Raw genomic sequence first — 22126 nt, forward strand, 5'->3', positions numbered from 1 at the left:
TCCGCATTTTAGTGTGTAGCTTCAGCGCAGAGTGATTTGGCGCTCGGCGTGATATGGCCATCACCTGGCCAAGATCGGGTGCACTCTCGTGCCGCAGACAATGGCCGCCGGACGCTCGGGCCCGACCTGGAGATTAGGGTGCCGCTGTGATGGCTGAACCTCCCGGACTCGGACGCCCGCCAGCACGTTCTGCTGCTCGCTCGTGAATTTCGACTGGCCACTCGATTTGGTCAGGCTGCCGGTCAATGAAACCAAGATCAATTATCGGGAGCAGAGCTGTTGTCGGGAATTGGCGTCGCGTTGACTTCCTCGGCCGGGCCGGTCCGAATGAAGGCGAGCCGTGCACCGCTGGCCTGAAGGGTGAGCAGCTTTGGGGTCGCGGCGAGGACGGTGACGTGCACGGGCGATGCTTCGGAATCGATGGGCGGTGCGCCGGAAGCAATGGGTGGCGCGCCGGAAGCGTCGGGTGATGCGGTCCATTCGGGCGGTGGGCCGTACATAAGCAGACCCATTCCGCTCTCGGCGGCAAGCACGCCGGGGTCGTTACCGCCGTACCCGGCTAGGGTCGTCGGCCCGCCGTAGATGTCGAAGCCGGAGCTGGTGGCTTTGAACGTCCCGTTGATCGTGTTGACGCCGTCAGAGGTCAACACCGTGCCGTCCGTCGCCAACTCCAGCGACGCGTCGATTGACGTGGGAATCGCTGTGGTAACGCTTCCTTCGGTCACCGCGGTCAGGCGCCAGTGGCTCTCCACATAGCTGGAGCTGACGACCCCGGGCGACGCGGACGGCAGCGCGTCACCGGCCGGCGCGGAGTTGTCCCGATGGGTACGCACAAGAACAACGCCGACCGCGATAACGGCGGCGACGCCCGTAGCGGCGACGAGTGGAAAGAGCCGTCGGCTCGGCTTTTTAGGCGCAGGAGAGTCGGTCACATTCAGTTAAAAGGCACATACCCGCCGAGGTTGCGGCGACCGCATCTATCGCCGGAAGCCGACGACCTTCGGTCTGAACGACGAACAGCTGAGCGAATTAACATGCCGCGTTCCGGCCGCTACGGAACGTGACGCTGGTCCTGAGCCGTATCCGCCCGGATGCATAGTGGGACAACCCAGCTTGGTCGAAGTCGTGGCACTCGGGCGTTCGGGCCGTTCAGCCTCATGAATCGTCGAGGCGCAACTTCACCTGGTGATTGTGCTCCGCGTAGCCGATCACGCTGCATCGGACGATGGCGCCGACTGACGGGAGTACGGCATCGCGCGGCATCGACGTGATCTCGGCCAAGCCGATCGCCTCCGGTGTGCCGCTGATGTCCACGAACACGCCGAAGGGCTGCCGGCCGATTACGCGACCTGTCACCCGGCTGCCCTCGGGGAGCGCTTCAACCGTTGCCGCCCAACTCTGGGCAGCAGTTTTGGCCCGACGTTCACCTTTGTCCGGCCAGGAGTACTCAGCCACGGAAGAAGTATGCCGGTGCCCTGGGCGAAGGCGCATTGTCATGCCGCTGTGCGCGCGCGGTCAGCCAAGCACGGCGTCCAGTCGCTCGGGCCAGTCATCGTGGGCGAGCTGGGCCGCCACCAGAACGTCGCGCCAGTCCTGTTGAGCCATCCTCAATACTTCGAGGAATCGCTGACTGTCCCCGTCGGAAAGCAGGACTACCGCGGCCTGGACTCGCTCGATGCCATCCGCGGAATCGCCCGGCTCTTGGGGCACGGCGTCGGTAAGCAGACTCAGGATCGCCTCTGCCTCTTCCGGCCGGAAGCCTCGGCGAACGAACGTCCGGAGCCGGTAGCTGACCATAAGTCGTCAGTATGCCGTCGCCATGCCACGAGAGTCGGAAGGCGCATCGGTTCGTCTGACCTCGACGCACGGATCTGCCGCCGATCGTGCGTGCAGACTCCGTGGGCGGCCTACGTCGGTAGTCTCGCGGACATGCAGATCCGGCTCGGACGTGGTGATGACGCCACTGGCGTCATCGTGACCGAACCGACCCCGGTGGTGCGGCAGACGGTCGTAACCATGGTGGAAGCCGGCGACTGGGCGGTGGGAGCTCACCGAGCCTTTGACGTTGGAAGCCGACGACTACATCTGGATACGCGGCGCCGCCGTCTTTGTGCAGCATCCGAACGGCGGCCTCGTGTGCCATGAAGGAGAAGGTGTCTGGCTTTGCCGATAGCCGGTGGAACGAGCCCGGCTCTGCCGGTCGACATCCTGATATGCCGCGAACCGCGCCCTGGCACGCGTCAGCCGATAGCCCAGGGTAATCGTGGAAGAGGCCTGCGCGGTGGGGACGAGGGCTCCCCGGGCTTCGTCCCTGCGCCCGCGAGTGGTGTTTCAAGCTTTCTTCTGCCGGCTTCACGGCCGCGGCGGGTCTGGCCGCCTTGCCGGCCAGACCCGCCTGAGATAAAGCCGCCTTGGCTGCTCCCAGAAACACCGGCCGTGTGCCCTCGAGATGGAGCCGCCTCGGGAGCATCACCCCGACCATGAAGATCGAAATGGCCGCTTTGCTATAACGGTTGGTGTTCCCCTGGGCTGCCTGGCGCCAACCACCGCTTCCCGTCGCCCTCTCTAGACGTATCGGCCGGGAGCAGGAGTAGGAGTGCGGAGTCAAAGGGTCGACTGGAGTCCATATGGTGTCCCGCGTGAACGACGGATTCGATCTCTACTCCGAACTTGTCGAGGGGGCGCGCGATGCTGCCGCGGCTCGGCGATTCATCCGGCGGTTCGCTGCGCGCTACGCGAGTCCGGTCGTCGCGGGTGACGGCTGGGACGAGGAAGAATTGCGGGCCGCGGAAGACCGGCTGGGTTTCCCATTGCCAGTGGCGCTTCGTGAGGTCTACGCGCTGATCGGCCGGCGTCTGGACTTGACCCGCAGCCAGGACCTTCTCCTTGCTCCGCATCGGATCAGCGTCGAGACGGGCCGGGTGCTGGTCTTCCGCTGGGAATGTCAGCACGTCGCCGAGTGGGGTGTCCCGCTGTCGGCGGTGACCGAATCTGACCCGCCGGTTGTCTCGCGGCACGCCGGGGAACAGGGCTGGCATCCGTTCCTTGACCGGGTCTCCTTAGCGTGTGTGGAGATGGTCCTGTCGGAGTGGCTGGCCACCGGCGACGCGTTCGGCGCCAACCTTCACCTGGACGACGAGACCGTTGCGTTGCTGGAGAATCAGTTCCGTCGGCTGCCGCTACCTGACTATCCACGGTGGGCTGATATGCCGCCAGTACGGTGGTTCGAGGGGCTGGGGGCGATTCTCCGCGAGGATGCCGGGACGTCGCTGTGGGTCCGCGCGCCGTCGGCGGACGCGATTACCGCAGTGCAGCGCGCATTGCCCGGAGACTGGTCGACCGACGAGGGATAGCGCAATGGCAGCCGCGTTGAGATCAGCGTCCTGATGCGGCGAGGCAGGATGCGCTACGCGTTCGCCGGCGTTGTCATCGCCGCCTGGTCGGCTCCTCCCGATCGGCGGCGCTCAGCTCATGTCGATGGCGTACGCCTCGTCGCGCACCTCTGCGTCCGGGTGCCGCCGCAGTCCGATCAGCAGGTCCCGCCATGGTGTCTTCCAGCCGAAGCCGGCCCCGTGCCGGACCATCGCCACCGCGAACAATCCGCCGGCCAGGTCGCCGCGCCCCGCAAGCCGCGCGACGGTGCCGGCGAGGACCGCCGGGTCGGGCCAGTCGCGCAGGCCTCGCAGGCGCGCGCCGACGTGTTCGGCGGTCCGGATTGCGAGGACTGGCCGGCCCGCACATAGTCCGGCAATCTCGTCCAGATTGTCCAGCCGACCAAGGTCGACCAAGAGCCCTGCGGCCGTACCGGCGAAGCTGGGATGACCGGCGAGCCACCGCGCCGATTCGACCAGCGCGGTCCGGTCGGCATCGGTCGGCCGACTTCCGGACCGGATGATCGCGCCCCGCGCCAGCAGGTTGATGCGGCGCCGGGCCGGGCGGTCGGAGGCCGGGCCGCCGGGATGGTCGTCGGCCAAGTCGCGGTCCACGAGCCGGGCCCACGCCGCGCCGAGTAACGCGTCGCCGCCGGCCTTGAGCAGGTTGGCAACCTCGATGTGCACCATCGTCTCGCCGAGGTCGGTGACCCGGTCCACGACCATCTCGGTGACCCCAGTGAGCCATGGCGACCATTCCCCGAGCTGGCCGAACGCGGCCCGCCGGACCTCCCGGTCGGCTGTCCTGCACGCCTTGACGACGAACGCGCCGTACCGCGGGCGGTGCCGTTCCGGGATCGCGTACGGGTACGCACCGAGTACCGCGCGGCGCTCTTCCCGGCTACCGTCGACGGCGGTCTGCAGGATGGTCCAGCTCGCTTCGGTCTGCAGCCGTTGCCGGGCGGCGCCAACGATCGCCGCGCGCAGGTCGCGGTGCGCGTCCGGGTTCGTGTACGCGTCGAGCAGCGTCCCCATCACCCGCGGCGGCCCGTAGCGGGCCAGCAGTCGGGCAGCCTCCTTCCGGCTGGTGATCTTCGCGGGACCGGTCAGCACCGCGCCGAGCACCTCGGGCAGCTGAGACGGCGGCGTGTGCCGGGCCGCCCGGCCGGCCGCGTACAGCGCGACCCGCGCCCGGTCCCCGTCGGCGTACCGCAGCAGCACCGGCAGTGCCGCGTCCGGCCGGTCGGTCCATACCAGTGCCCCCAGCGCCGCCTCGGCGATCGGCACCTCCCGGGCGTCGAGGTGGCGCAGCACGAGCTCACGGCCTGCGCCGGGAACACCCGCAGCGGCCCGGATCGCCGCAGCCCGCTGCCACACACCCTGCTCGGTGTCGGCGACGATCAGCTCTTGCAGGTCCACGAAACGGGCCTGTTGGCGTGGCAACCAGCGCTCGGCGTGCAACGCCCACCCGGGCACCCAGTGCGTCCCTGCTTCCACGAACCGGCCGCGTGGGCGGCTGTTCAGCACCCGATCGAGCAGATCGGTGCGGGAGGAGCAGATGGTCGTCCACACTGGGTGGATCGTCACCGCCGACGGGTCGGCCGCAAGCACTTCGGCGACCCGAACTGAGCGGGTTCGCGGGTCGTCGAGCCACAGCCCGATCGCCGTGCGAGCCACCGACGGCAGCGTGTGCGGGCCGACCGCCTGGCGCAGGAGGTCCTGCAGCTCCGGCAGCTGCCAGGCCCGCTTGCCGAGCGCGTGGGTGAACGCGAACAGCGGACCGTACCGACCGCGGGCAATGGCCGCCTCGACCCAGCCACTCAGCCGCTCGAAGACCATCGCCTCCTGTCCTCGGCGCAACACCGTGTCGAAACGGCGCAGCACCGGCACCTGCGCGCCGCTGCTCACCAGGTCGATCGTGAGCAGCGCCCACTCGCGCAGCTGCGGCACAGCGACATGGTGCTGCAGGACGTCGGCGGCGAGCGTGCTCAACGCGGTCGTCGTGGCGGCGGACGCGTCCCGGGCGTCAACCGCGTCCGTGGTCAGCTGCGTAAGCCCGGCCGCCGTGTCCGCGGTGAGCAGCGGCACCACCTTCGCCAGCGCCCGGAGCGCGGCCGCGCGTACCGGATCCTGCTCGTTACGTAGCCGACCAAGCCGGACGATTACCTCGGCGACGGCCTGCGGGTCGCGCGAGCGGCGGGCAGCCCCCACCAGCAGCGCATAGCCGGATGCCCGGTCGTCGGCGTCACCCGAGCGGAGCGCGACCGCCAACGCCGCGGATGCGTCCGGCCACGCCAGGTACGCGCTCCACGCCAGCACCTGAGCTTCCCGCTCCTGGGTTTTTGCCAGGCCCAGCACCCGGATCGCCTCGCGGATCCGGACCGCGGCCGGCAGCACTTCCATGATCTCGGCAGCCGGAATCAGCGATGCCGTGTCGGCCTCGGCCAGTGCCCGGTCGTACAGCTCCCCGCGCCGGGCCGGTGCAACCGCATCGAGCAACGCCGCCAAAGCGCGGCTGTGCTCACGGAACCCGCCGGCCAGCACCACCAGTTCGTCGGTGGGCAACGCCGCGAGGCGGCGCAGCAAAGTCGGCGGCAGCACGGTTCGCTGCAGCCAGGCCGCACGGCCGCGCGCGGTGAGCAGGCGAACGACGCGACTCGCATCATGTGCAGCGAGGATCCCGTACGCGACAAGCGGGCCGGGCAGCGACTCCCGCGGCGCATACCGTTCCAGCAGGTCGAGCGCCTGCGCCGGGTCACACCGCAGCACCACGCCGGCGGCATCGCCCCAGACCCGGCCACGTAGCTCGGCCGGAGCCGCGGACAACCGCTCACGGACCCGGTCCAGCAGCGGGCCGGGGTGCCGCCGGACGAGCCGCTCAAGGTTGAGCCCATGCTCAAGGTCGGGCAGCAACGCGCGCACCGTATCGGCGCCGCAGGCCGGCAGCAGCGCGGCAGCCTCCTCATCACCGAACTCGGCACGGACCACACCGATCAGCGCATCGGCGACACCCGGCACATGCCGGCGGCGCAAGGCCCGATAAACCCGCCGCCGATCCACCGCCGGCCGATCGACATGATCACCCGGCAGAACCCCGACACGCACCGACGCAGTGAGCGCGGCACCCCTGATCGACGGCTGCGGATCACCCGCCGCGGCGACGATCCCCTCGGCGTCCCGGGCCACCATCGCGGCGACTAGAGCAAGATGCCGCTCGTAAGGGCCCTGCTCGCGCAGGTCGGCGCAGACCTGCACACGGTCGGACGCGGTACGCGCCCATTGCGTGAGCCGACCCATACGCTGGCGGCACGACAACGGATCCAGCGACGTCAGCAGCGTTTCGGTGGCGGTGAGCACGGCGTACATTGTGCCCGCGAACCCACCGTGACGAGATCGAATATCGCGTGCCCGTCGGCCTCGGACGGCCTCCAATCAGAAGAAGCGATCACCGACGTCGCAAGACGCCATCTCGACCACTCCTGCCACCGAGTAGCGGTCAGATGGAGGGTGAACGCTCGGGAGAGAACACTCCCGCAACGGAGGAGAGGTCCGGGAACAGACGTAGTAGGGCGCTCACGCTCTACTACGCTCTTGACCTGCGTAAACGTGCTCTTCGACGCTGTTGGGCGCTGTTCGTGGAGCGCTCCTGTGTGAAAGTGGTGGGCGCAAGCCTCCGACCAGCACAAACGCAAGTATTTGAGGGTGAGAGGACGCTGCTGGGCGCTGTTCGGCGCGCTTCGGAACCACCCGCCGCCGCCGGTGACAACCCCCCCACTGCTCCCCCGCCGACCACGGTTTTGGGGAGCAGCACCGCATGGATCACGCCGCACGCCCCGAATTCACCGTGACGGTGCTCCCCACGGCCATCCGTGATAGCCACCGAACAGGTAAAACAGGCTCTCCTGCACAACCGGGCGTTGCTCCCCGCGTCGCGCCCGGCGGGTCACCCTCGCGATGCTGGCTGCTCCCCGAGTGACGCCGACCAAGAACCCCCGAGACAGGGCCACCTCGGGAATACAGCGCCGTCACGAAGATCGAAATGGCCGCCCTACTATGACGATGCTCCCCGGCTGGTCGGCACAACGACCGCTTCCCGTCGCCCCTCCCGCATCCACACTCGACCATGAGCACGTGCGCGGGGGTCTGCCGTGAACAGTGTGCGATGTCCTGCCCTGCGGTCCGAATGGCCTGCGGCATGGAGGCCGGGTAGCCCTTCTTGCCCGACGCCATGCGTCACCAAGATCACACAGCTCGCTCAAGACTTGCGTCCGCCTTGGGCGGCTTTGGTGGCAACTGAGGGGACAGCGCGCGTCCTATAGATGCCCTAACGTCTCGGTCACTGTCTGCGCGTTGAACGGAGACGCTATGTGGCGGAGGCTTCTGCCTGGCCTTTCGGTTGCGGGCCTGGTCGTCGGGTTGCTCGCCGTGCCGCTCGTCGCGGAGGCGGCCGCCGCTGCTGCTCGGCTGCCGGTCCCGGTCGCCCACTGGGGGCTCGAGATATATCCGGGCATAACCGCATCAAGCGCGCTCGCCGACCAGGTGGCGGCGCCGACCGACTCCCCACTCACCCCGGCCGGCGTGAGCTGGCCCAGCGACGTACGCCGCAGAGGGGCGCAGACCGCTACTTTCGACGGTGCATCGTCCGCCGCCACCACCGAGTCCGCCGTGGTCGACACGACCGGCTCGTTCAGCGTCGGCGGGTGGGTACGCCTCGGCGCCAGGCCGGCGACGGACATCACGTTCGCCACCCAGGAGGCCGCCGACGCCCCCGGGTTCGAGATCGGCATCCGCCGATCCGGCAGGCCTGCTGTGCCACATTGGTCGTTCGCCATGAAGAACACCGCCGCGCAGTCGAGCACCACCGTCGTCGCCGCGGCGCCGGCCGCAATCACCGCGGCGGACGCGGGCCTGTGGACGCACGTCGCCGGAAGCTTCGATGCGGCGCAGATGAAGCTCCGCCTCTATGTCGACGGGGTGCTGGTGTCCGAGGTCGACCGCACGGCCACGCCGTGGGCGGCGAGCGGCAAGTTCGCGGTGGGCCGCGGCTTCGCCGGCGGGGTGGCCACCGGCTGGTGGAACGGCTCCATCGCGGACGTACGGGTCTACGATCGCGTACTCGCGCCGGAAGACTTCACCGGCCAAGTGGTCGACGGCTTCAACGAGCCGGGCATCCTCGGGCCGGTCCGGGTCGGCAGATGGGACTTCGAGACGGCCACGCCCTGCTTCGTCGCCGACCTGCGAGACACCTGCGAAGCGCCGGACATGTCGATCTTCGAGCGCACGCTTGCCCTGACTCTCGGTGCGGACGTGGGCCCCGGCCATACGGCTGGCGGCCAGGCACTGTGGCTGGACTCGGAATACTTCCCGGACGGTGGCACGCCGGCCGGCGAGGCAACTCAGGAATACGGACGCAGCGCGATCAGGACCGGCACCACGGCACCGGACGCCGACGGCAACGAGTTCACCATCTGGCAGGACGCACCTGTTCTGCTCACCGACCAGTCGTTCACGGTCTCGGCGTGGGTGAAGCTCGACGCGGTCGAGGCCGGCGGGAGTCCCGCCGTCCTGGCCCAGGCCGGCGTTCATGAGAGCGCGACCTGGCTGCGGTACGACTCCGGCACCGGTGCGTGGGAGTTCGCGGTGTTCGCCGCGGACGCGTCCACCGCGACGACACACTCGCCGACACGACGGCACGCACGGACGGCAGCGTATGCCAGGGCCACCGACACCGCGGAACTGGACGAATGGACGCACCTGACGGGCGTGTTCGACGCCAGCCACCACGAGGCGCGGCTGTACGTCAACGGGACGCGCGTGGCGACGCGGGCGGTACCGTTCACGCCGATGGCGTCCGACGGAACGCTGCTGGTCGGCCGGACCCGCCAGCACGACCAGTTGCTCGACAAGTGGTCAGGCGGCATCGACGACCTGACGATCTACCAGGGCCCGCTGACCGACGCCGCAGTCTCCGCCATGTATACCGCGCAGGCAACCAGCTCCTGATCAGTGCCATCCGGCCCCCTCGGACGCGACACTTCGGGGCGGTACACGCAAACGTCAGCCGCTTCAGCCTGAACGGCGAAAACCCTCGGACCGCAGCCACCCCTCGTCGCGTTCAACGTGCCGGCGGACGCAGATTTCGCCGCGATCAAGCATCTACTCATGGAGGGCTCCTCGAACGGTTGGCGGCATTTCGAACTCGGATGCCCGACCGCCCGTTGGTGGAACGCCGAGACCGCTGGTGACAGCTTGGGACACGGGCCGGGTCGGATCTGCGGAGCATCTCAAGGAGCCGCCTATGGGCGTCGGCGTAGGCCGACTATCGAACCAGTGACCTCTCCGGTGTGAAGGTGGTGCTCTTCCTCAACGGCGGCGGCGTTTGCTGGGACGCGACGAGCTGCGCATTCACCGGTGACCAGAGCGAGAACGACTTCTACGACTGGAGCCTGGCGAACACGGATCCGGGGAACCGCACCGGAATATTCGACACCACCCAGGTCGTGGTGGTCGGCAAGACCGCGGGTTCGATCGCCGCCCCGGTCTACGGCGGACTCGTCGCCGATCGGCTCCCCACGGCGAAGGTCATCGTGTTCGGCGGCCAGTCCGGCGCGTGGCCGGACAGCACCGCCTTCGCCACCGAGATCCTCGACGGGCAGTGGGGCGCCCGCGATTTCGGGCCGACCGTCCCCCGCTTCTGGGTCCAGGCCGGACTGCGCCATCCCGGCCTGGTGCTGGCTCGTTTCGACTTCGCCTACGACCCGCACGCGGCGCCCGAGGTGACCAGGTGGATGACCGGGAGCCTGCTCGAGACGATCGACCGCAACGAGGCGGCGATCGAGGCCGCCGGGGTGCCGCTGCACAGCTGCACCGCGCCCGGCGCCGAACACCAGATCTTCGAGACCGACGAGTTGTTCTACGGGACCGACGTGAGCGGGGTCCGCCTGGTCGACTGGCTCCGGCAGCTGATCACCGGCGACCCGCCGGCGGACGTCCACTGTGCTGACTGCGGCCCGTGACCGGCGGTCAGGAGCCGGCTCGCAGCACCTCACCGAGCCCCTGGCGGCGGCGCACGACGGCCTCGGCGGCCACCACCGCGACCAGGGTGCCGGCCAGCACGACCGCGCCGGCCCCGGCGAACCACCACGGCACCACGGTCGCCGGGTCGGCGGTCTGGCCGGTGAGGGTGCTCAACCCGAGCGGCCCGAACGTCAGCTTCACCAGCAGGAACGCCAGCAGCGGCCCGCACACCGCGGCAGCCAGCACCGGCGGCAGCAGCTCACCGGCGGCGACGCGGTGGGTGTCGCGGGGCCGCAGTCCGAGCGTCCGCAGCCGGGCGAGGGTCTCCCAACGGGCCGGCGCGCTGGCCGCCGCGGCCAGCGCGAACCCGAGCATGCCGAGCAGGAGCAGCACCACGGCGGCGGCCCGTTCGAGGGCGGCCAGCCCCGAGTTCAGCGGGAGGGAGCGGCGGTCGGCGAGCACGTCGGCGCGCACCAGGACGTGGCCGCCGCCGGCCGCGGCCGTGACGGCGCGGCCCGCGCCGGGGCCGGTCGCCCAGACCGTGTCCGGCTTGTAGGGCAGCCCCGACCCGGCGTCCACCACGATCACGTCGGTGGCCGTGCCGACCTGTGGCGCGATGCCGACGGCGGTGAGCTCGACCGGCTTGGTGTCCGGCAGGCGCACGTCCAGGGCCATGCCCGGGCGGAGGCTGCCGTCGGCGGAGCGGACCAGGGCGCGCATGCCACCTCCGCTCAGCTTTGTCAGGTCCGGGGCGTCGGGCAGCGGGGTGGCGGCGAGCAGCCGCTGGAACTCGGTGGCGTCGACGAGCACCAGGGCCGGCGTCAGGGAGTTGCCGCCGGCGATCACCCGGACGCCCGCGAAGACCTGGGCGGCGACCGCCTGGGTGACGCCGGGCGCGGAGGCGATCCGTTCGGTCGGGGCGGTGGTGTCCGGGCCGACGTCGAGGCGGGCGTCGGCGCCGACGGTCTGCCAGGCGCCGTCGGCCATGCCACGGGCGGTGGTCGTGTCGAGGGTGACCGCGAACCCGGCGAGCGCGACCGTCGTGGTCAGCACGAGCAGCGGCAGCACACGGGTGGAGGTGGCGGCGGCGCGGGCGGCCCCGAAGACGGCGAGGGGCCGCCGGGAGCGCAGCGACTGCCGCAGGGCGAGGCCGGTGCCGGCCGGCATGAGCCGCAGCAGCAGGAGCGTGCCGGCGACGACGCCGAGGGTGGGCGCGCCGGCCGGCAGCGCGGTGTCCGCCCCGGCGCTGATGCCGCGCTGGCGCAGGGCGACGATCGCGCCGGCCGCGGCGGCCAGCACCGCGGCGTCGATCGCGGCCCGGCGCAGTTGGGCGGTGCGGTGCTGCCAGAGCCGGGCCGAGCGGTTCGCGGGCGCCCGCCGGTCCCGGGTGGCCCGCGCGGCCGCGAGGATGCCGAAGGCCGGGCTGGCCGCGAGCGCGCACACGACGACCGGTGTGGCCCAGGGCAGGGCCGCTCCCCCGGCCAGCGCCCACGAGAGCAGGAGCCCGATCGCCGCGGCGGGCACGGTCACGGCGACGGATTCGAGCAGCAGCTCGGCCGCGAGGGCAGGCAGGCCGGCGCCGCGCTGCCGGGCCGCGGTCAGCGCCGGGTTGCGGCGGCGGGCGAGCAGGTCGGCGGCGAGCAGCAGCACCAGCACCGCCCCGGCGAGGACCGCGATCAGCAGCACCGACGCCTGTGCCTCGGCCGCGTCGACCTGGGCGCGGACGTCGCGCAGCACACCGTCGAGCTGGGTGTCCCACTTGAGCGAGTCGTCGCGTTCCCCGGAGGAGGCGGAGGTGCCCTTGAGCTCGGCGACGGTGGCGGCCAGCCGCTGGGCCGATTCCCAGGTGACCTGGTCCGGGTCGGCGCTGAACCAGACGGTGCGGCGCAGCTGGTCCGGCAGGAACGCCAGCCGGCCGTCGGGAAGCGAGTCGGCCGTCATCAGGCCACCGAGCCGGGTGCTGCCGGCGCCGTCCACGTCGGCGACCGGCCCCAGCACCCACGGCACCGTCAGCCAGGCCGGATCGGCCGGATCCACCGGCCGGAAAATGCCACTGACCAGCACGTTGTACGGCGTACGCAGGTCGTCCTGCACCGGCACGTGGTCGCCCGGCCGCAGCTTCAGCGCGGCCGCCTCCACCTCGGACAGACCGACCTGGACCTCCCACTTGGGCCCGTTGAGCGGGATCTCCACCCCGCCGGTCACGGTGCCGGCCGGCGCGTGCCCGATCACCCAGGTGACGGCCGGCCCGCCGTGGTCGTTCTGCACGTAGTCGACCTGGAAGTGCCGCTGCACGCTGCCGTCGGTGACCTGCAGCGTGACCGCGGAGACGGTGGTGACCGGCGGTTTGAGCACGGCGCGCAGGCCCGGGTCGAGGGCGTCCTCGGCCCGGGTCCGGAAGTCGTCGACGTCCTCGGCGAGCGCCGGGGAGCGCAGCCGGCCGCCGTTCGGGCCGTAGTCGTCCTCCCAGCGGGCCTGCACCTGCACGGCGGCGTCGGTTCCGGCCCGGCGGATCGCTTCCCGGGCCGCCTGGTCGGCAGTGGTCCGCATCAGCGGCGGCACGGCCGCGGCGAGCAGCGTGACGACCAGCACGACCCCGGCGACCAGCAGCAGCGGCCCGAGATCGGCACGGGCGCGGCCCCGGATGCTGGGCCAATGCAGCGGAATCACGAGCTCACCCGCAGATGGGCGGCGTCGGCCCGGCGCGCCTGCACGGTGACGACGGCGAACACGGCCAGCCCGGCGCCGATGATCAGGAGGGCGAGCAGCGCCCCCTCCGCCGCGAGGGGCCACTGGGCGGCCGCGGGTGGCACCGGCGCGGCGCCGGTGTCGGAGCGGATCAGCAGCGGCGCAACCGCCCAGGTCGCGATGGCGCCGATGAGCGCGCCCGCGACGATCAGCGGCAGGAGCACGGCGGCGTGTTCGAACAGCAGCGCGGCCCGGATGTCGCGCCGGGACATGCCGAGGCCGCGCAGCCGGGCGACCTCGAGCGCGCGCAGCTGAACGTCGTAGGCCACGTGCAGGACGACGCCGCCGAGCAGCAGCGCGAGGGCCGCGGCGACGAGCACCTTGAGGACAGCGGGCAGCGAGGCGCGCAGCGGGCTGCCGACCAGGCGCGCGGTCTCCGCCGTACGCGTGCTGACCGAACCCAGATGCAGGCGGCCGGCCGCCGCCGCGGCCCCGTCGCGGGGGTTGGCGGCCCACCAGGCGGTGACCGGCGAGTCGAAGTCGCCCTGCGCGACCAGGGCCCGGGAGAGGATGTCCAGATCGGCCAGGGCGGCGGGCTCACCGGGCGCGGACGGGACGACCGGCACGATCGTGGTGACCACGGCGGCGATCGGCGAGAGGCCGAAGGTGAGGCTGAGTTCTGCGCCGGGCTTGGCGTTGACGTCGTGCGCGAAACGCTCGGAGACGGCCAGCGGCACCGGCCCCGGATCGTCGAAGGTGGTCGCGACCAGCACCCGGCTGAGGTCGGCCGGATCGGCGAACTGCACGTTCGCGCGCAGCCGCAGCCGGTTACCGGTGGCCGCGACGGAGGGCTGGGTGAGCTGGGCCGCCTCCGGCGAGGCGGCGCGGGCGGTCCACGGCGCGGCAGCCGGGCCGGGCAGCATGATCGTGACGTCGATGCCACTGTTCGGCTGCCCCTCCCAGTCCGCGGTGACCGGCAAGGCGACCGCGACCAGCCGAAGGCCTTTCGAAAACGTGCAGTCGGTGATCGGGTGCGGGCGGCCGTCCAGCGCCATCGGCAGCCCGGCGCACGCGGTCCGCAGCCCGGTGTCGTCCTGCAGCAGCAGGCGCGGCGTCACGAAGACCGGCGTGTCCCGGGTCGCGGTGCCGGCGATCGTCGGGGCCCCGGCGAGCAACGGGCCGGTCACCGTGCCCGACGGCGCGATCCCGTCCGCCACCGTCGCCGATCCGCGGCCGCGCAGCAGCGCCGAGGCCCGCCGGGTGTCGACGGCAATCAAGCGTGGCGACGCGCCGGACCCGCCGAGCCACTGCCCGACCGCGATGTTGTGGTCGGCGACCGGGCTGAGCACCCCGCCGGTGGCCGCCGCGACCGCCGCGCTCTGCCCGGCCACCGGCGGCGCGTCCAGGGTGACCGCGAGGTCGGTGCCGACGGACAGGTCGGCCTGGTCGTGCTGCGACTGGTTCCAGGTGGCCCCGAACGCGGCGCCGAACGTGGCGGAGGCGCAGGCGAGCCCGATCAGCAGCCCGGCCGCGAACGCCTGCGGCCGGCGGGCGGCCTGGAACGCGGCGAGCGGAAGGACCAGCCCGCGGGCCCGTCCGGCGAGCCGTTCGGCCCGCCGCAGCAGCGGCGGCAGCAGGCGCAGGGTCAGCGCGACACCGGCGGCCAGGAGCAGAGCAGGAGCCAGCACGCGTACGACGTCAGCCCGCGACCCGGCGCCCGCGGGTTGCGCCCGCAGCTGCCACCAGCCGACCGCGGCCAGGGCGAAGAGCAACACGTCCGCGCCGGAGCGGGCGAGCAGCTCCCGGCGCCCGCGGTGACCGCCGGCCGTCGCGGGCCGCACGGCCAGCCCCACGTGCAGCGCGGCGAGGGCCAGCGCGCCGCCGGCGATCGCGAGCACCTGGGCGGGGGTGACGGCCGGCCGGGTGGCGAGCCCCGCGCCGGACAGCGGCGCCAGGTGGGTGAGCAGGGCGTGCAGCGCGGACGAGGCCGGCACGGCCAGGGCGGCGGCGAGCACGGCGAGCACCGCCGCCTCGACCGCGGCGACGGCGGCGAGCTGGCCACGACCGGCGCCGAGCGCGCTGAACAGCTCACTCTCCCCGGCCCGTACGCCGGTGGCGAGCCGCCCGGCCAGGGCCAGCGCGATCGCGGTCAGCAGGATGCCGATCAGGGCGAGGGCGAGCACCGACCCGGCGGTGAGTTCCTGCTGGTTGCGGGCGTCGAGGAGGGTCTGCGGCAGCGGCGAGGAGACCCGTTCGATCTCCACCCGGTCGCCGAGCGTGCCTCCGAGCCGCCGGTCGGCGCCGATCAGCGAGGCGGTCAGCCGGTCGAGAGCGGGCCCGGTCGGCGCGGACAGGTCGGGCCGGGCGGTGACCTCGAGCCGGTCGAGGGCGGAGCCGCTGGCGAGCAGATCGTCGAGCCCGACCAGGAACGGCCCGTACGCGTTGACGTCCTGGGCGTACACCGCGTCCTTGGGGTCGGGGTCGTAGCCGGCGCCGCCGAGCGGATCCCGGTCCCAGCCGGCGTCGGGCAGCGGGTGCACCAGCCCGACGACGATCACGTCCATCGGCGGGGCCGGGTCGCGCCCGATCTCGGCGCCGAGGTGGACCCGGCTGCCCACCTTCAGCCCGAGCAGGCGCGCGGTGTTGTCGAGCAGGGCCGTCTCGATCGGCCCGCCGGCGTCCGACCGGCCCTGCGGCCACCGCCCGGCGACCAGGCTCGCCTTGTCCGCCAGCCGGTCCATCCCGGAGAGGTAGACCTCGCTGAGCAGGCTCCGCGCGTCGTCCGTGTGCGACGGCAGCTTGCGCATCACCGACGACGCCCGGGTGGACATGGTCGCGGTGAACGGCGCCACCGAGGAGGCGAGCACCGACCGGGTGTCGGCCGCGACCGACCGGGTGTCGGCCGCCGCGATCGTCACGGTGTACGCGGTGACCTGGACGTCGTCCGGTTCGGCCCGGGACGCCGCGACCTCGACCGCGCGCTCCGAGGTGCGGGTCACCAGCAGCGCGGACACCCCGAGCAGGGTGGCGCCGAGGGTGAGGACGGTGAGCAGGCTGAGCAGGAGCGGCCACTGGGCGCGCGCACGCCGCCGGAGCAGCGCGATCACGTGGCCAGCTGTCCGTCCGCGATGTGGATGACCCGGTCGGCGAGCGCCATCATCACCGGGTCGTGGGTGGACACCAGCGCGGTGACGCCTTCGGACTCGACGACGCCGCGCAGCAGCGCCATGACCGACCGGCCGGTCTCGGCGTCGAGCTGGCCGGTCGGCTCGTCGGCGATGAGCAGCCGGGGCGACGCGGCGAGCGCCCGGGCGATCGCGACCCGCTGCTGCTGACCGCCGGAGAGCTCGCCGGGCCGCTGCCGGGCGTGGCCTTCCAGGCCGACCAGCCGCAGCAGCAGGTCGACGCGCTGTTCCCGCTCCGGGGCGGCGGCCCGGGCGAGACGCAGCGGCACGCCGACGTTCTCCGCCGCCGACAGGACCGGGATCAGACCAAAACTCTGGAAGATGTACGAGACCCGGGCCCGCCGCAAATCGGATAGGGCTGTCTCGTCCATGGCGGTCACGTCGAGGCCGTCCACCGTCACGGTGCCGTCGTCGGGCCGGTCGAGACCCCCGATGATGTTGAGCAGGGTGGTTTTGCCCGACCCGGAGCGACCGACGAGCGCGACCATCGTGCCCGCCTCGACCTCGAACGAGATGTCCCGCAGCGCGTGCACGGCGGCCGGCCCCTCGCCGAACGTCCGGTGCACACCGCTTACCGTCAAAATGCTCATGCCGCGCTCACCTTTCGCATGCCCTTCTGGCCCTCGCCTGCGAGGCCGTCGAAGGGTGCGGCTGGGTGCCGCTCGGTGCAGGCGGTCATGCGTCCGGCCGGATCGTGACGTGGTCCGGCTCGAGAGCGAGCCGGACGCGGCGGGTCAGGGCGAGGACCTCGCGGTAGTCGCGCGGGATCTGCACCCGGCCGGCCCGGTCCATCACCGCGTACTCCTCGGCGATCACGTGGGTGTCGCCGTTGTCGGCGGTGGCGGTGCGGCGCAGCACCTCGCTGCTGGTGCGCCCGTCCCGGATCGCCACGGTGCGCTCCACCTGGCCGCTCACCGCCGGGTCGTGGGTGACGACCACGACCGTGACGCCGAGCTCGCGGTTGACGTCGCGCATCGCCCCGAACACCTCGGCCGCGGTGGCGGAGTCCAGCTCGCCGGTCGGCTCGTCGGCGAACAGCACGCGCGGCTCGTTGGCGAGCGCCACCGCGATCGCGACCCGCTGCTGCTGGCCGCCGGAGAGCTGCCCCGGCCGCCGGTCGGCGCAGTCGGCGACGCCGAGCAGGCCGAGAAGCTCGATGCTGCGCGCCGAGCGGGTCTTCGGCGTGACCCGGGCGGCGGTCATCGGCAGGTCGACCATCTGCCGCGCGGTCAGATAGGAGACCAGGTTGCTGGCGGTCTGCTGGCGAACGAAGCCGACCGTGTGCCGCCTATACCGCACCCGGTCGGCGCGGGACATCGCCAGCAGGTCCCACGTGTCGACCCGGGCCCGCCCGGCGGTGGGCGCGTCGATGCCGGCGAGGATGGACAGCAGGGTCGACTTGCCCGACCCGGACGCCCCGACCACGGCGACCATCTCGCCGCTGTCGACGATCAGGTCGAGCCCCTGCAGCGCCTGGACCTCGATCGGCCCGGTCTGATAGATCCGGACGAGGCTCTCGCACACGATCAGCGCGTCGGCCCCGAACTCGGGCGCGGGCGGCGGCGCGGCGGGCAGGGACAGTGGTGTCGCCGACATCGCTCCTCCTCCGGCCCGCCGTGACGGCGCTCACCATACAACCGGTCGGCCAGCGGAGATCAAGTCATCCGGAGAGATGGGCCGCGTCGAGGGCCGCCTGCAGCGATTCGAGGTAGCCGTCGCTGGTGACGGTAGCCCCGGAGACGGTGTCGATGTCGGCGCTCTGCGCGTCCAGGGTCTCCTGCCGCAGGATCGGCAGCGCCCGCGCGTTGATCTCCACGTCGCGGCCGTTCTCGCTGGGATAGGTCGGCACCGCGACATCGGTGATCTTCTTGCCGGACACCGTGATACTGACCTGGACCGGCCCCCAGCGGGTCTGCGCCACCGAGCCGGTGAAGGTCTGCCCACTCCCGGACGAACCGGCGCTGGGCGAACCGGCGCTGGGCGAACCGGCGCTGGGCGAACCGGCATCGGGCGACGTCGTGGGGCCGGCGGCCGGAGCCACCGCGGCCACCGACGCCGGGCCGCCGCCGTTCGTGCTGGTCCGGTAGCTGAACAGCAGGACCACGGCGGCCACCGTGGAGAACAGCCACAGCGTTATGCGGCGCATCCGATTCCCTCCCGGGTCACCATGAGAAGACCTCGGTGTGCAGGCGCGCGTCGGGCACCCCGGCATCACGGCAGGCCGTGCGGGCAGCCGCCGTCCACGCGTCCGGCCCGCACAGATAGACCTGGGACCGGGCCACGTCCGGCGCGATCTGCGCCGCCGTGAGATCAGCCTGCCGGGCCGGCAGCCAGGAGTCGCCTCGCGGCCCGAGCAGGAAGATCACCCGGACGCCGCGCTGCCTGGCGAACCACTCCAGCTCCTCGCGGAACGCGACCTCCGCCTCGCTGCGCGCCCGGTAGACGAAGGTCGCCTCCCCCGGCCGGTACGGCAACTCACCGAGCAGCGACAGCAGCGGCGTGACACCGATTCCGCAGCCGAGGAGCGTGACCGGTCCCCCGCCGTACGTCTCGGAGGTCAGTTTGCCGTACGGGCCCTCGATGATGGCTCGCGTCCCGGGCCGCAGCCCGGCGACGCGAGCGCTCCCGTCGCCCAGCTCCTTGATCGTGATGCGCAGCATCCCGCCGTGCGGGGTCGCCGAGAGCGAGTAGGGATGGGCGCGTGACCAGCCGGGCCCGTCGAGGAAGCGCCATTGGAAGAACTGCCCGGCCCGCACCGGCATCTGCCCCAGCGCACGCCCGGTCAGGTAGACCGAGATCAACCCCGGCCCTTCCGGGACCACCCGCGAGACCACCAGGCGGTGCCGCCAGTTGCGCCAGGCAGGCAGCATGATCCGGTACGCGATGACCGCCCCGGCCGAAACCGCGTAGAGCGTCCACCAGTACGCCGTGGCCCCCGGCGAGGCCAGGAAATCCGCCCCGGTCCACAGCTGATGCGGCAACGCGAGCCCGACGCCGAGGTAGGCGTAGAGGTGCATCAGGTGCCACGACTCGTAGCGCAGGCGCCGTCGCGCGGCCCGCACCGACGTCACCACCACCATGATCAGCGCGAGCGTCCCGGCCACGGCCAGGAGCATGCCGGGGTAATCCCAGGTCAGGTCCCACAGCTCGGCGAGCACATCGGCGTGGTCGGCGCCCGCGTAGCCGAGAGTGATCAGCACGATGTGCGCCACCATCAGCCAGAACGAGGAGAAGCCCGCCCACCGGTGCCAGCGCGCCAGCCGGTCCTGCCCGAACGCCCGCTCGGCGATCGGGATCCGGGCCATCAGCAGGACCTGGAGCAGCAGCAGGTCGGCAGCCCACAGCCCGGTCAGCCGCCCGATCGAGGTGATCCGATCGGCGTTCTGAATGCCGCCCGCACCCACCCACAGCGTGGTGACCACGAGCAGCGAGGTGCCGGCCGCCACCCCGGCCAGGTCGGACCACCACCGGGGCGCGGCGATCAGCGCCCGCGCGGTGGTCGTCATGCCGTCAACGATCGGCCCGCCCGGTAAAAATCAGCGTCGTCCTGTCTAGGAACTTCGTAAGAAACAGGGTCAGGCGCTGATCGGCTTCTCCCCGCGGTCGAAGGGCTTGCTGATCAGATCCCAGGCGCCGGCGAGCCCGGCGCCGACGCCGCTGAGCAGCCGGTCGCCGGCGATCGCCCACTCGGCGACCAGCGACGCCGCCCGGTCCATCGTCCGCCGCGCCTGCTCGAAGTCGTCCGGCTCGTTGCGCAGCTCCCACAGGTGCCGCCCCTGGTCCCAGGCGTGCGCCCGGGTCGCCCGCACCAGGATCCGCTGCGACCAGTCGTCGAGCGGGCCGACGAGCACGTCGAGCTCGTTCTGCCAGCGGGTGGAGAAGCCGCGCCGCAGCGGCGGGATCTCCTCGTAGAAGATCTCGTTGACCAGCAGGTAGTCGGGGTGGATGACGTCGTCGACCGGCGCGCCCACCTCGTTCCACGTGCCGATCAGCGCGAGCGCCAGGTCGTGGTTGATGTGCGCGTTGACGCCGAGCATCGCCGCGGCCAGCCGCGACATGCGCACGTCGTGGCTGCGCTTGAACAGCACCTCCCACACGTCGGGGGTGGCCTCGTCGTCGCAGTTCCACAGGTCGAGGGCGGCGAAGTAGCGCTTCGCGAACTCGATGTCGAGCAGTTCCAGGAAGGCGGGTTCGTTGGCGTTGGTGGTCAGCGCCAGGTCGACCCGCCGGGTGATCGTCAGGTAGAGCGAGTTGAACGCCGAGACCCGGTTGGCGGTGGGGCTGGGCGGCAGCTCGTCGAAGATCTCCTGGGTGATCACCAGTTTCTTGATCACCCCGGCGATGCCCTGCGGATGATCCGCGAGGCACTCGCCCATCCGGTCCCGCAGCGGGTCCCAGCCGCGGCCCGGCGGGATCCCGAGCGCGGAGAATTCCTGCCGCTTCTCCTTGAACAGGTCGGCGCTGCCGCGCACGAGCTCCCGGTCGAACGTTGTCGTCATGTCAAACAGGGTGAGCACGGCGCCCCCGCGGAACCAGCACCTTGTCGGCAACCTGTCCGCGGGAGATCCGACACATCCCTGTACGTGCTGAACCGGTCACTATCCGAGTCGATCACAACGGAAAAGTCAGACCAAGCTTGGGATTTCGAAGGATCCGGTGGTTCAGTCCGGCGCCACCGTCAGCGTGCCGATGCCGCCCACCGCGTCGATGCCGAATCCACCCGATTCGACCCCGTCGCCGCCGTCGACGTTCAGCTGGGCGTTGCGTTTGAGCCCGTTGCTCGTCTTGCCGTTGAGCGTCACCTTGCCGGCGCCGTCGCGCAGCAGAACCTTGAGCGGCACCTTGTCGGCGGTGGTGATCTGCCAGTTGTTCACCCCGCCGTACATCTTGATCGGCATCGTCTCGCCGGGGGTCGGCAGCGTCATCGCGATCCGGGAGGCGCCGCCGACCAGGTCGATGCGCCGCAGTTTGGCGCCGGTCAGGGCGAAGTTCCCCCGGGTCACTCCGCCGCCCATCCGGATCGACCAGGTGACCTTCCCGTTGAGCTGCACGTCCACCCGCCCGTTGCCCTCGCTGCCGTCCGGTTTCGGGTCCAGTTTCACCGTGCCGCCGTCCCGGCTGAGCTGCGGCTTCAACCCGCTGCCGGCCGGCGTGCTGAACCGCACCGGCTCGTTGCCGAGGTCGGCGATGCTGACGTTCAGCTCGATGACGTTGCCGCTCAGCTCGAAGGTGCCCGACGTGAACGGCAACGCGGTCGCGGTCGGCGTCGCGCTCACCGCCGCGCTCGGGGCAACGGTCGCACTCGGCGCCGGCTGCACCGACACCGGCGCGTTCGGCTGGTCCGGCACGGCGCCGTCGGGCTGCTGCGTCGCCGGCTGGGCGGTCACGCCGGCCGGCGGCGACGGCGCCGGGCGCAGCACCAGCCGGGCCAGTGCCAGCGCGCTGCCACCGACGAAGACCAGGACGGCGAGCGCCGCGAGCAGCACGCGCAGGCCGCGCCGCCGCGCGCGAGGCGGCGGGCTGATCAGCTGCGTCGGTTGTGGTTCCTGGGTGTACGGCGGGGAGGCCGCCCCCGCCGGTTCGGCCTGATCCGGATACCAGTCGGCGGCCGGCCCCATCCGGTGCGGCGCGTCCGGCCAGTAGTCGGCGATGTTGGGCAGCCCCTCCGGCGCGGGGTCGGGGTCGGGAACCGGGGTGTCGAGATCACTCGATGCGGAGCCGTCCACGCGATCGTCTCCCTGGTACGGCCGGGCATCCCCTGTGTCCGGCTGCGTATGGCGTCGATCGTCAATACGCAGAGACACCACCTGTCGGTTCGATTTCCCGAGGAGACGTTCAGGACGAAGCTAAAGATGGGCTTAAGCC

Annotated in this window: 16 protein-coding genes; 4 read left to right on the plus strand and 12 right to left on the minus strand. The window is 71.7% G+C overall.

Annotation, left to right across the window (positions count from 1 at the left end; all coding sequences use genetic code 11):
• Window positions 1–257 precede the first annotated feature (257 nt).
• The 3 genes from AB0E90_RS08425 to AB0E90_RS08435 form a co-directional block, all read right to left on the minus strand.
• Window positions 258–932, minus strand: coding sequence for a hypothetical protein (locus AB0E90_RS08425; RefSeq protein ID WP_360401380.1), 675 nt, complete (start codon window positions 930–932; stop codon window positions 258–260).
• Window positions 933–1155: 223 nt separating this feature from the next.
• Window positions 1156–1455 (minus strand): RNA-binding protein, encoded by a 300-nt coding sequence (locus tag AB0E90_RS08430; protein WP_360401383.1) that lies wholly within the window; start codon window positions 1453–1455, stop codon window positions 1156–1158.
• Window positions 1456–1515: 60 nt separating this feature from the next.
• Window positions 1516–1797 carry a hypothetical protein gene (locus tag AB0E90_RS08435; RefSeq protein ID WP_360401386.1) on the minus strand — a complete coding sequence of 94 codons (282 nt, stop codon included), beginning with the start codon at window positions 1795–1797 and terminating at the stop codon, window positions 1516–1518.
• Window positions 1798–2639: 842 nt separating this feature from the next.
• On the opposite strand from AB0E90_RS08435, the gene AB0E90_RS08440 reads away from it, so the two are divergent.
• On the plus strand, window positions 2640–3353 hold the full coding sequence (locus AB0E90_RS08440) for a hypothetical protein (RefSeq protein ID WP_360401389.1): 714 nt from the start codon (window positions 2640–2642) through the stop codon (window positions 3351–3353).
• Between the two features lie 111 nt (window positions 3354–3464).
• On the opposite strand, the gene AB0E90_RS08445 is transcribed toward AB0E90_RS08440, so the two are convergent.
• On the minus strand, window positions 3465–6293 hold the full coding sequence (locus AB0E90_RS08445) for a hypothetical protein (protein ID WP_360402445.1): 2829 nt from the start codon (window positions 6291–6293) through the stop codon (window positions 3465–3467).
• On the opposite strand from AB0E90_RS08445, the gene AB0E90_RS08450 reads away from it, so the two are divergent.
• From AB0E90_RS08450 to AB0E90_RS08460, 3 genes are all read left to right on the plus strand, one after another.
• Window positions 6264–6572, plus strand: a complete 309-nt coding sequence (locus tag AB0E90_RS08450) for a hypothetical protein (RefSeq protein WP_360402469.1) — start codon at window positions 6264–6266, stop codon at window positions 6570–6572. The two genes, AB0E90_RS08445 and AB0E90_RS08450, sit on opposite strands and share 30 nt — an antisense overlap.
• A 1164-nt stretch (window positions 6573–7736) precedes the next feature.
• Complete coding sequence (locus tag AB0E90_RS08455) at window positions 7737–9374, plus strand: LamG domain-containing protein (protein ID WP_360401392.1); 1638 nt, start codon at window positions 7737–7739, stop codon at window positions 9372–9374.
• 341 nt (window positions 9375–9715) lie between these two features.
• The gene (locus AB0E90_RS08460; protein ID WP_360401395.1) at window positions 9716–10387 is read left to right on the plus strand and encodes a hypothetical protein; all 672 of its coding nucleotides are present in this window, start codon (window positions 9716–9718) and stop codon (window positions 10385–10387) included.
• A 7-nt stretch (window positions 10388–10394) separates the two neighbouring features.
• On the opposite strand, the gene AB0E90_RS08465 is transcribed toward AB0E90_RS08460, so the two are convergent.
• The 8 genes from AB0E90_RS08465 to AB0E90_RS08500 all read right to left on the minus strand — a co-directional run bounded on the left by AB0E90_RS08465 (window position 10395) and on the right by AB0E90_RS08500 (window position 21987).
• The gene (locus AB0E90_RS08465) at window positions 10395–13058 is read right to left on the minus strand and encodes an FtsX-like permease family protein (RefSeq protein WP_360401398.1); all 2664 of its coding nucleotides are present in this window, start codon (window positions 13056–13058) and stop codon (window positions 10395–10397) included.
• A complete protein-coding gene (locus AB0E90_RS08470; RefSeq protein WP_360401401.1) occupies window positions 13055–16183 on the minus strand; it encodes an ABC transporter permease in 3129 nt (1042 codons plus the stop codon). Before AB0E90_RS08470 ends, AB0E90_RS08465 begins: the two co-directional genes overlap by 4 nt.
• Window positions 16180–16851, minus strand: coding sequence for an ABC transporter ATP-binding protein (locus tag AB0E90_RS08475; RefSeq protein ID WP_360401404.1), 672 nt, complete (start codon window positions 16849–16851; stop codon window positions 16180–16182). Before AB0E90_RS08475 ends, AB0E90_RS08470 begins: the two co-directional genes overlap by 4 nt.
• Before the next feature lie 85 nt (window positions 16852–16936).
• On the minus strand, window positions 16937–17857 hold the full coding sequence (locus AB0E90_RS08480) for an ABC transporter ATP-binding protein (protein WP_360401407.1): 921 nt from the start codon (window positions 17855–17857) through the stop codon (window positions 16937–16939).
• Between the two features lie 64 nt (window positions 17858–17921).
• Complete coding sequence (locus AB0E90_RS08485) at window positions 17922–18407, minus strand: FMN-binding protein (protein WP_360401410.1); 486 nt, start codon at window positions 18405–18407, stop codon at window positions 17922–17924.
• A 16-nt stretch (window positions 18408–18423) separates the two neighbouring features.
• The gene (locus AB0E90_RS08490; RefSeq protein ID WP_360401413.1) at window positions 18424–19767 is read right to left on the minus strand and encodes a ferric reductase-like transmembrane domain-containing protein; all 1344 of its coding nucleotides are present in this window, start codon (window positions 19765–19767) and stop codon (window positions 18424–18426) included.
• Between the two features lie 69 nt (window positions 19768–19836).
• Complete coding sequence (locus AB0E90_RS08495; RefSeq protein WP_360401416.1) at window positions 19837–20760, minus strand: DUF5995 family protein; 924 nt, start codon at window positions 20758–20760, stop codon at window positions 19837–19839.
• Between the two features lie 162 nt (window positions 20761–20922).
• On the minus strand, window positions 20923–21987 hold the full coding sequence (locus AB0E90_RS08500; RefSeq protein WP_360401419.1) for a hypothetical protein: 1065 nt from the start codon (window positions 21985–21987) through the stop codon (window positions 20923–20925).
• Window positions 21988–22126 lie beyond the last annotated feature (139 nt).

It is taken from the genome of Actinoplanes sp. NPDC026619, from assembly GCF_040638295.1.
Lineage (GTDB): Bacteria > Actinomycetota > Actinomycetes > Mycobacteriales > Micromonosporaceae > Actinoplanes.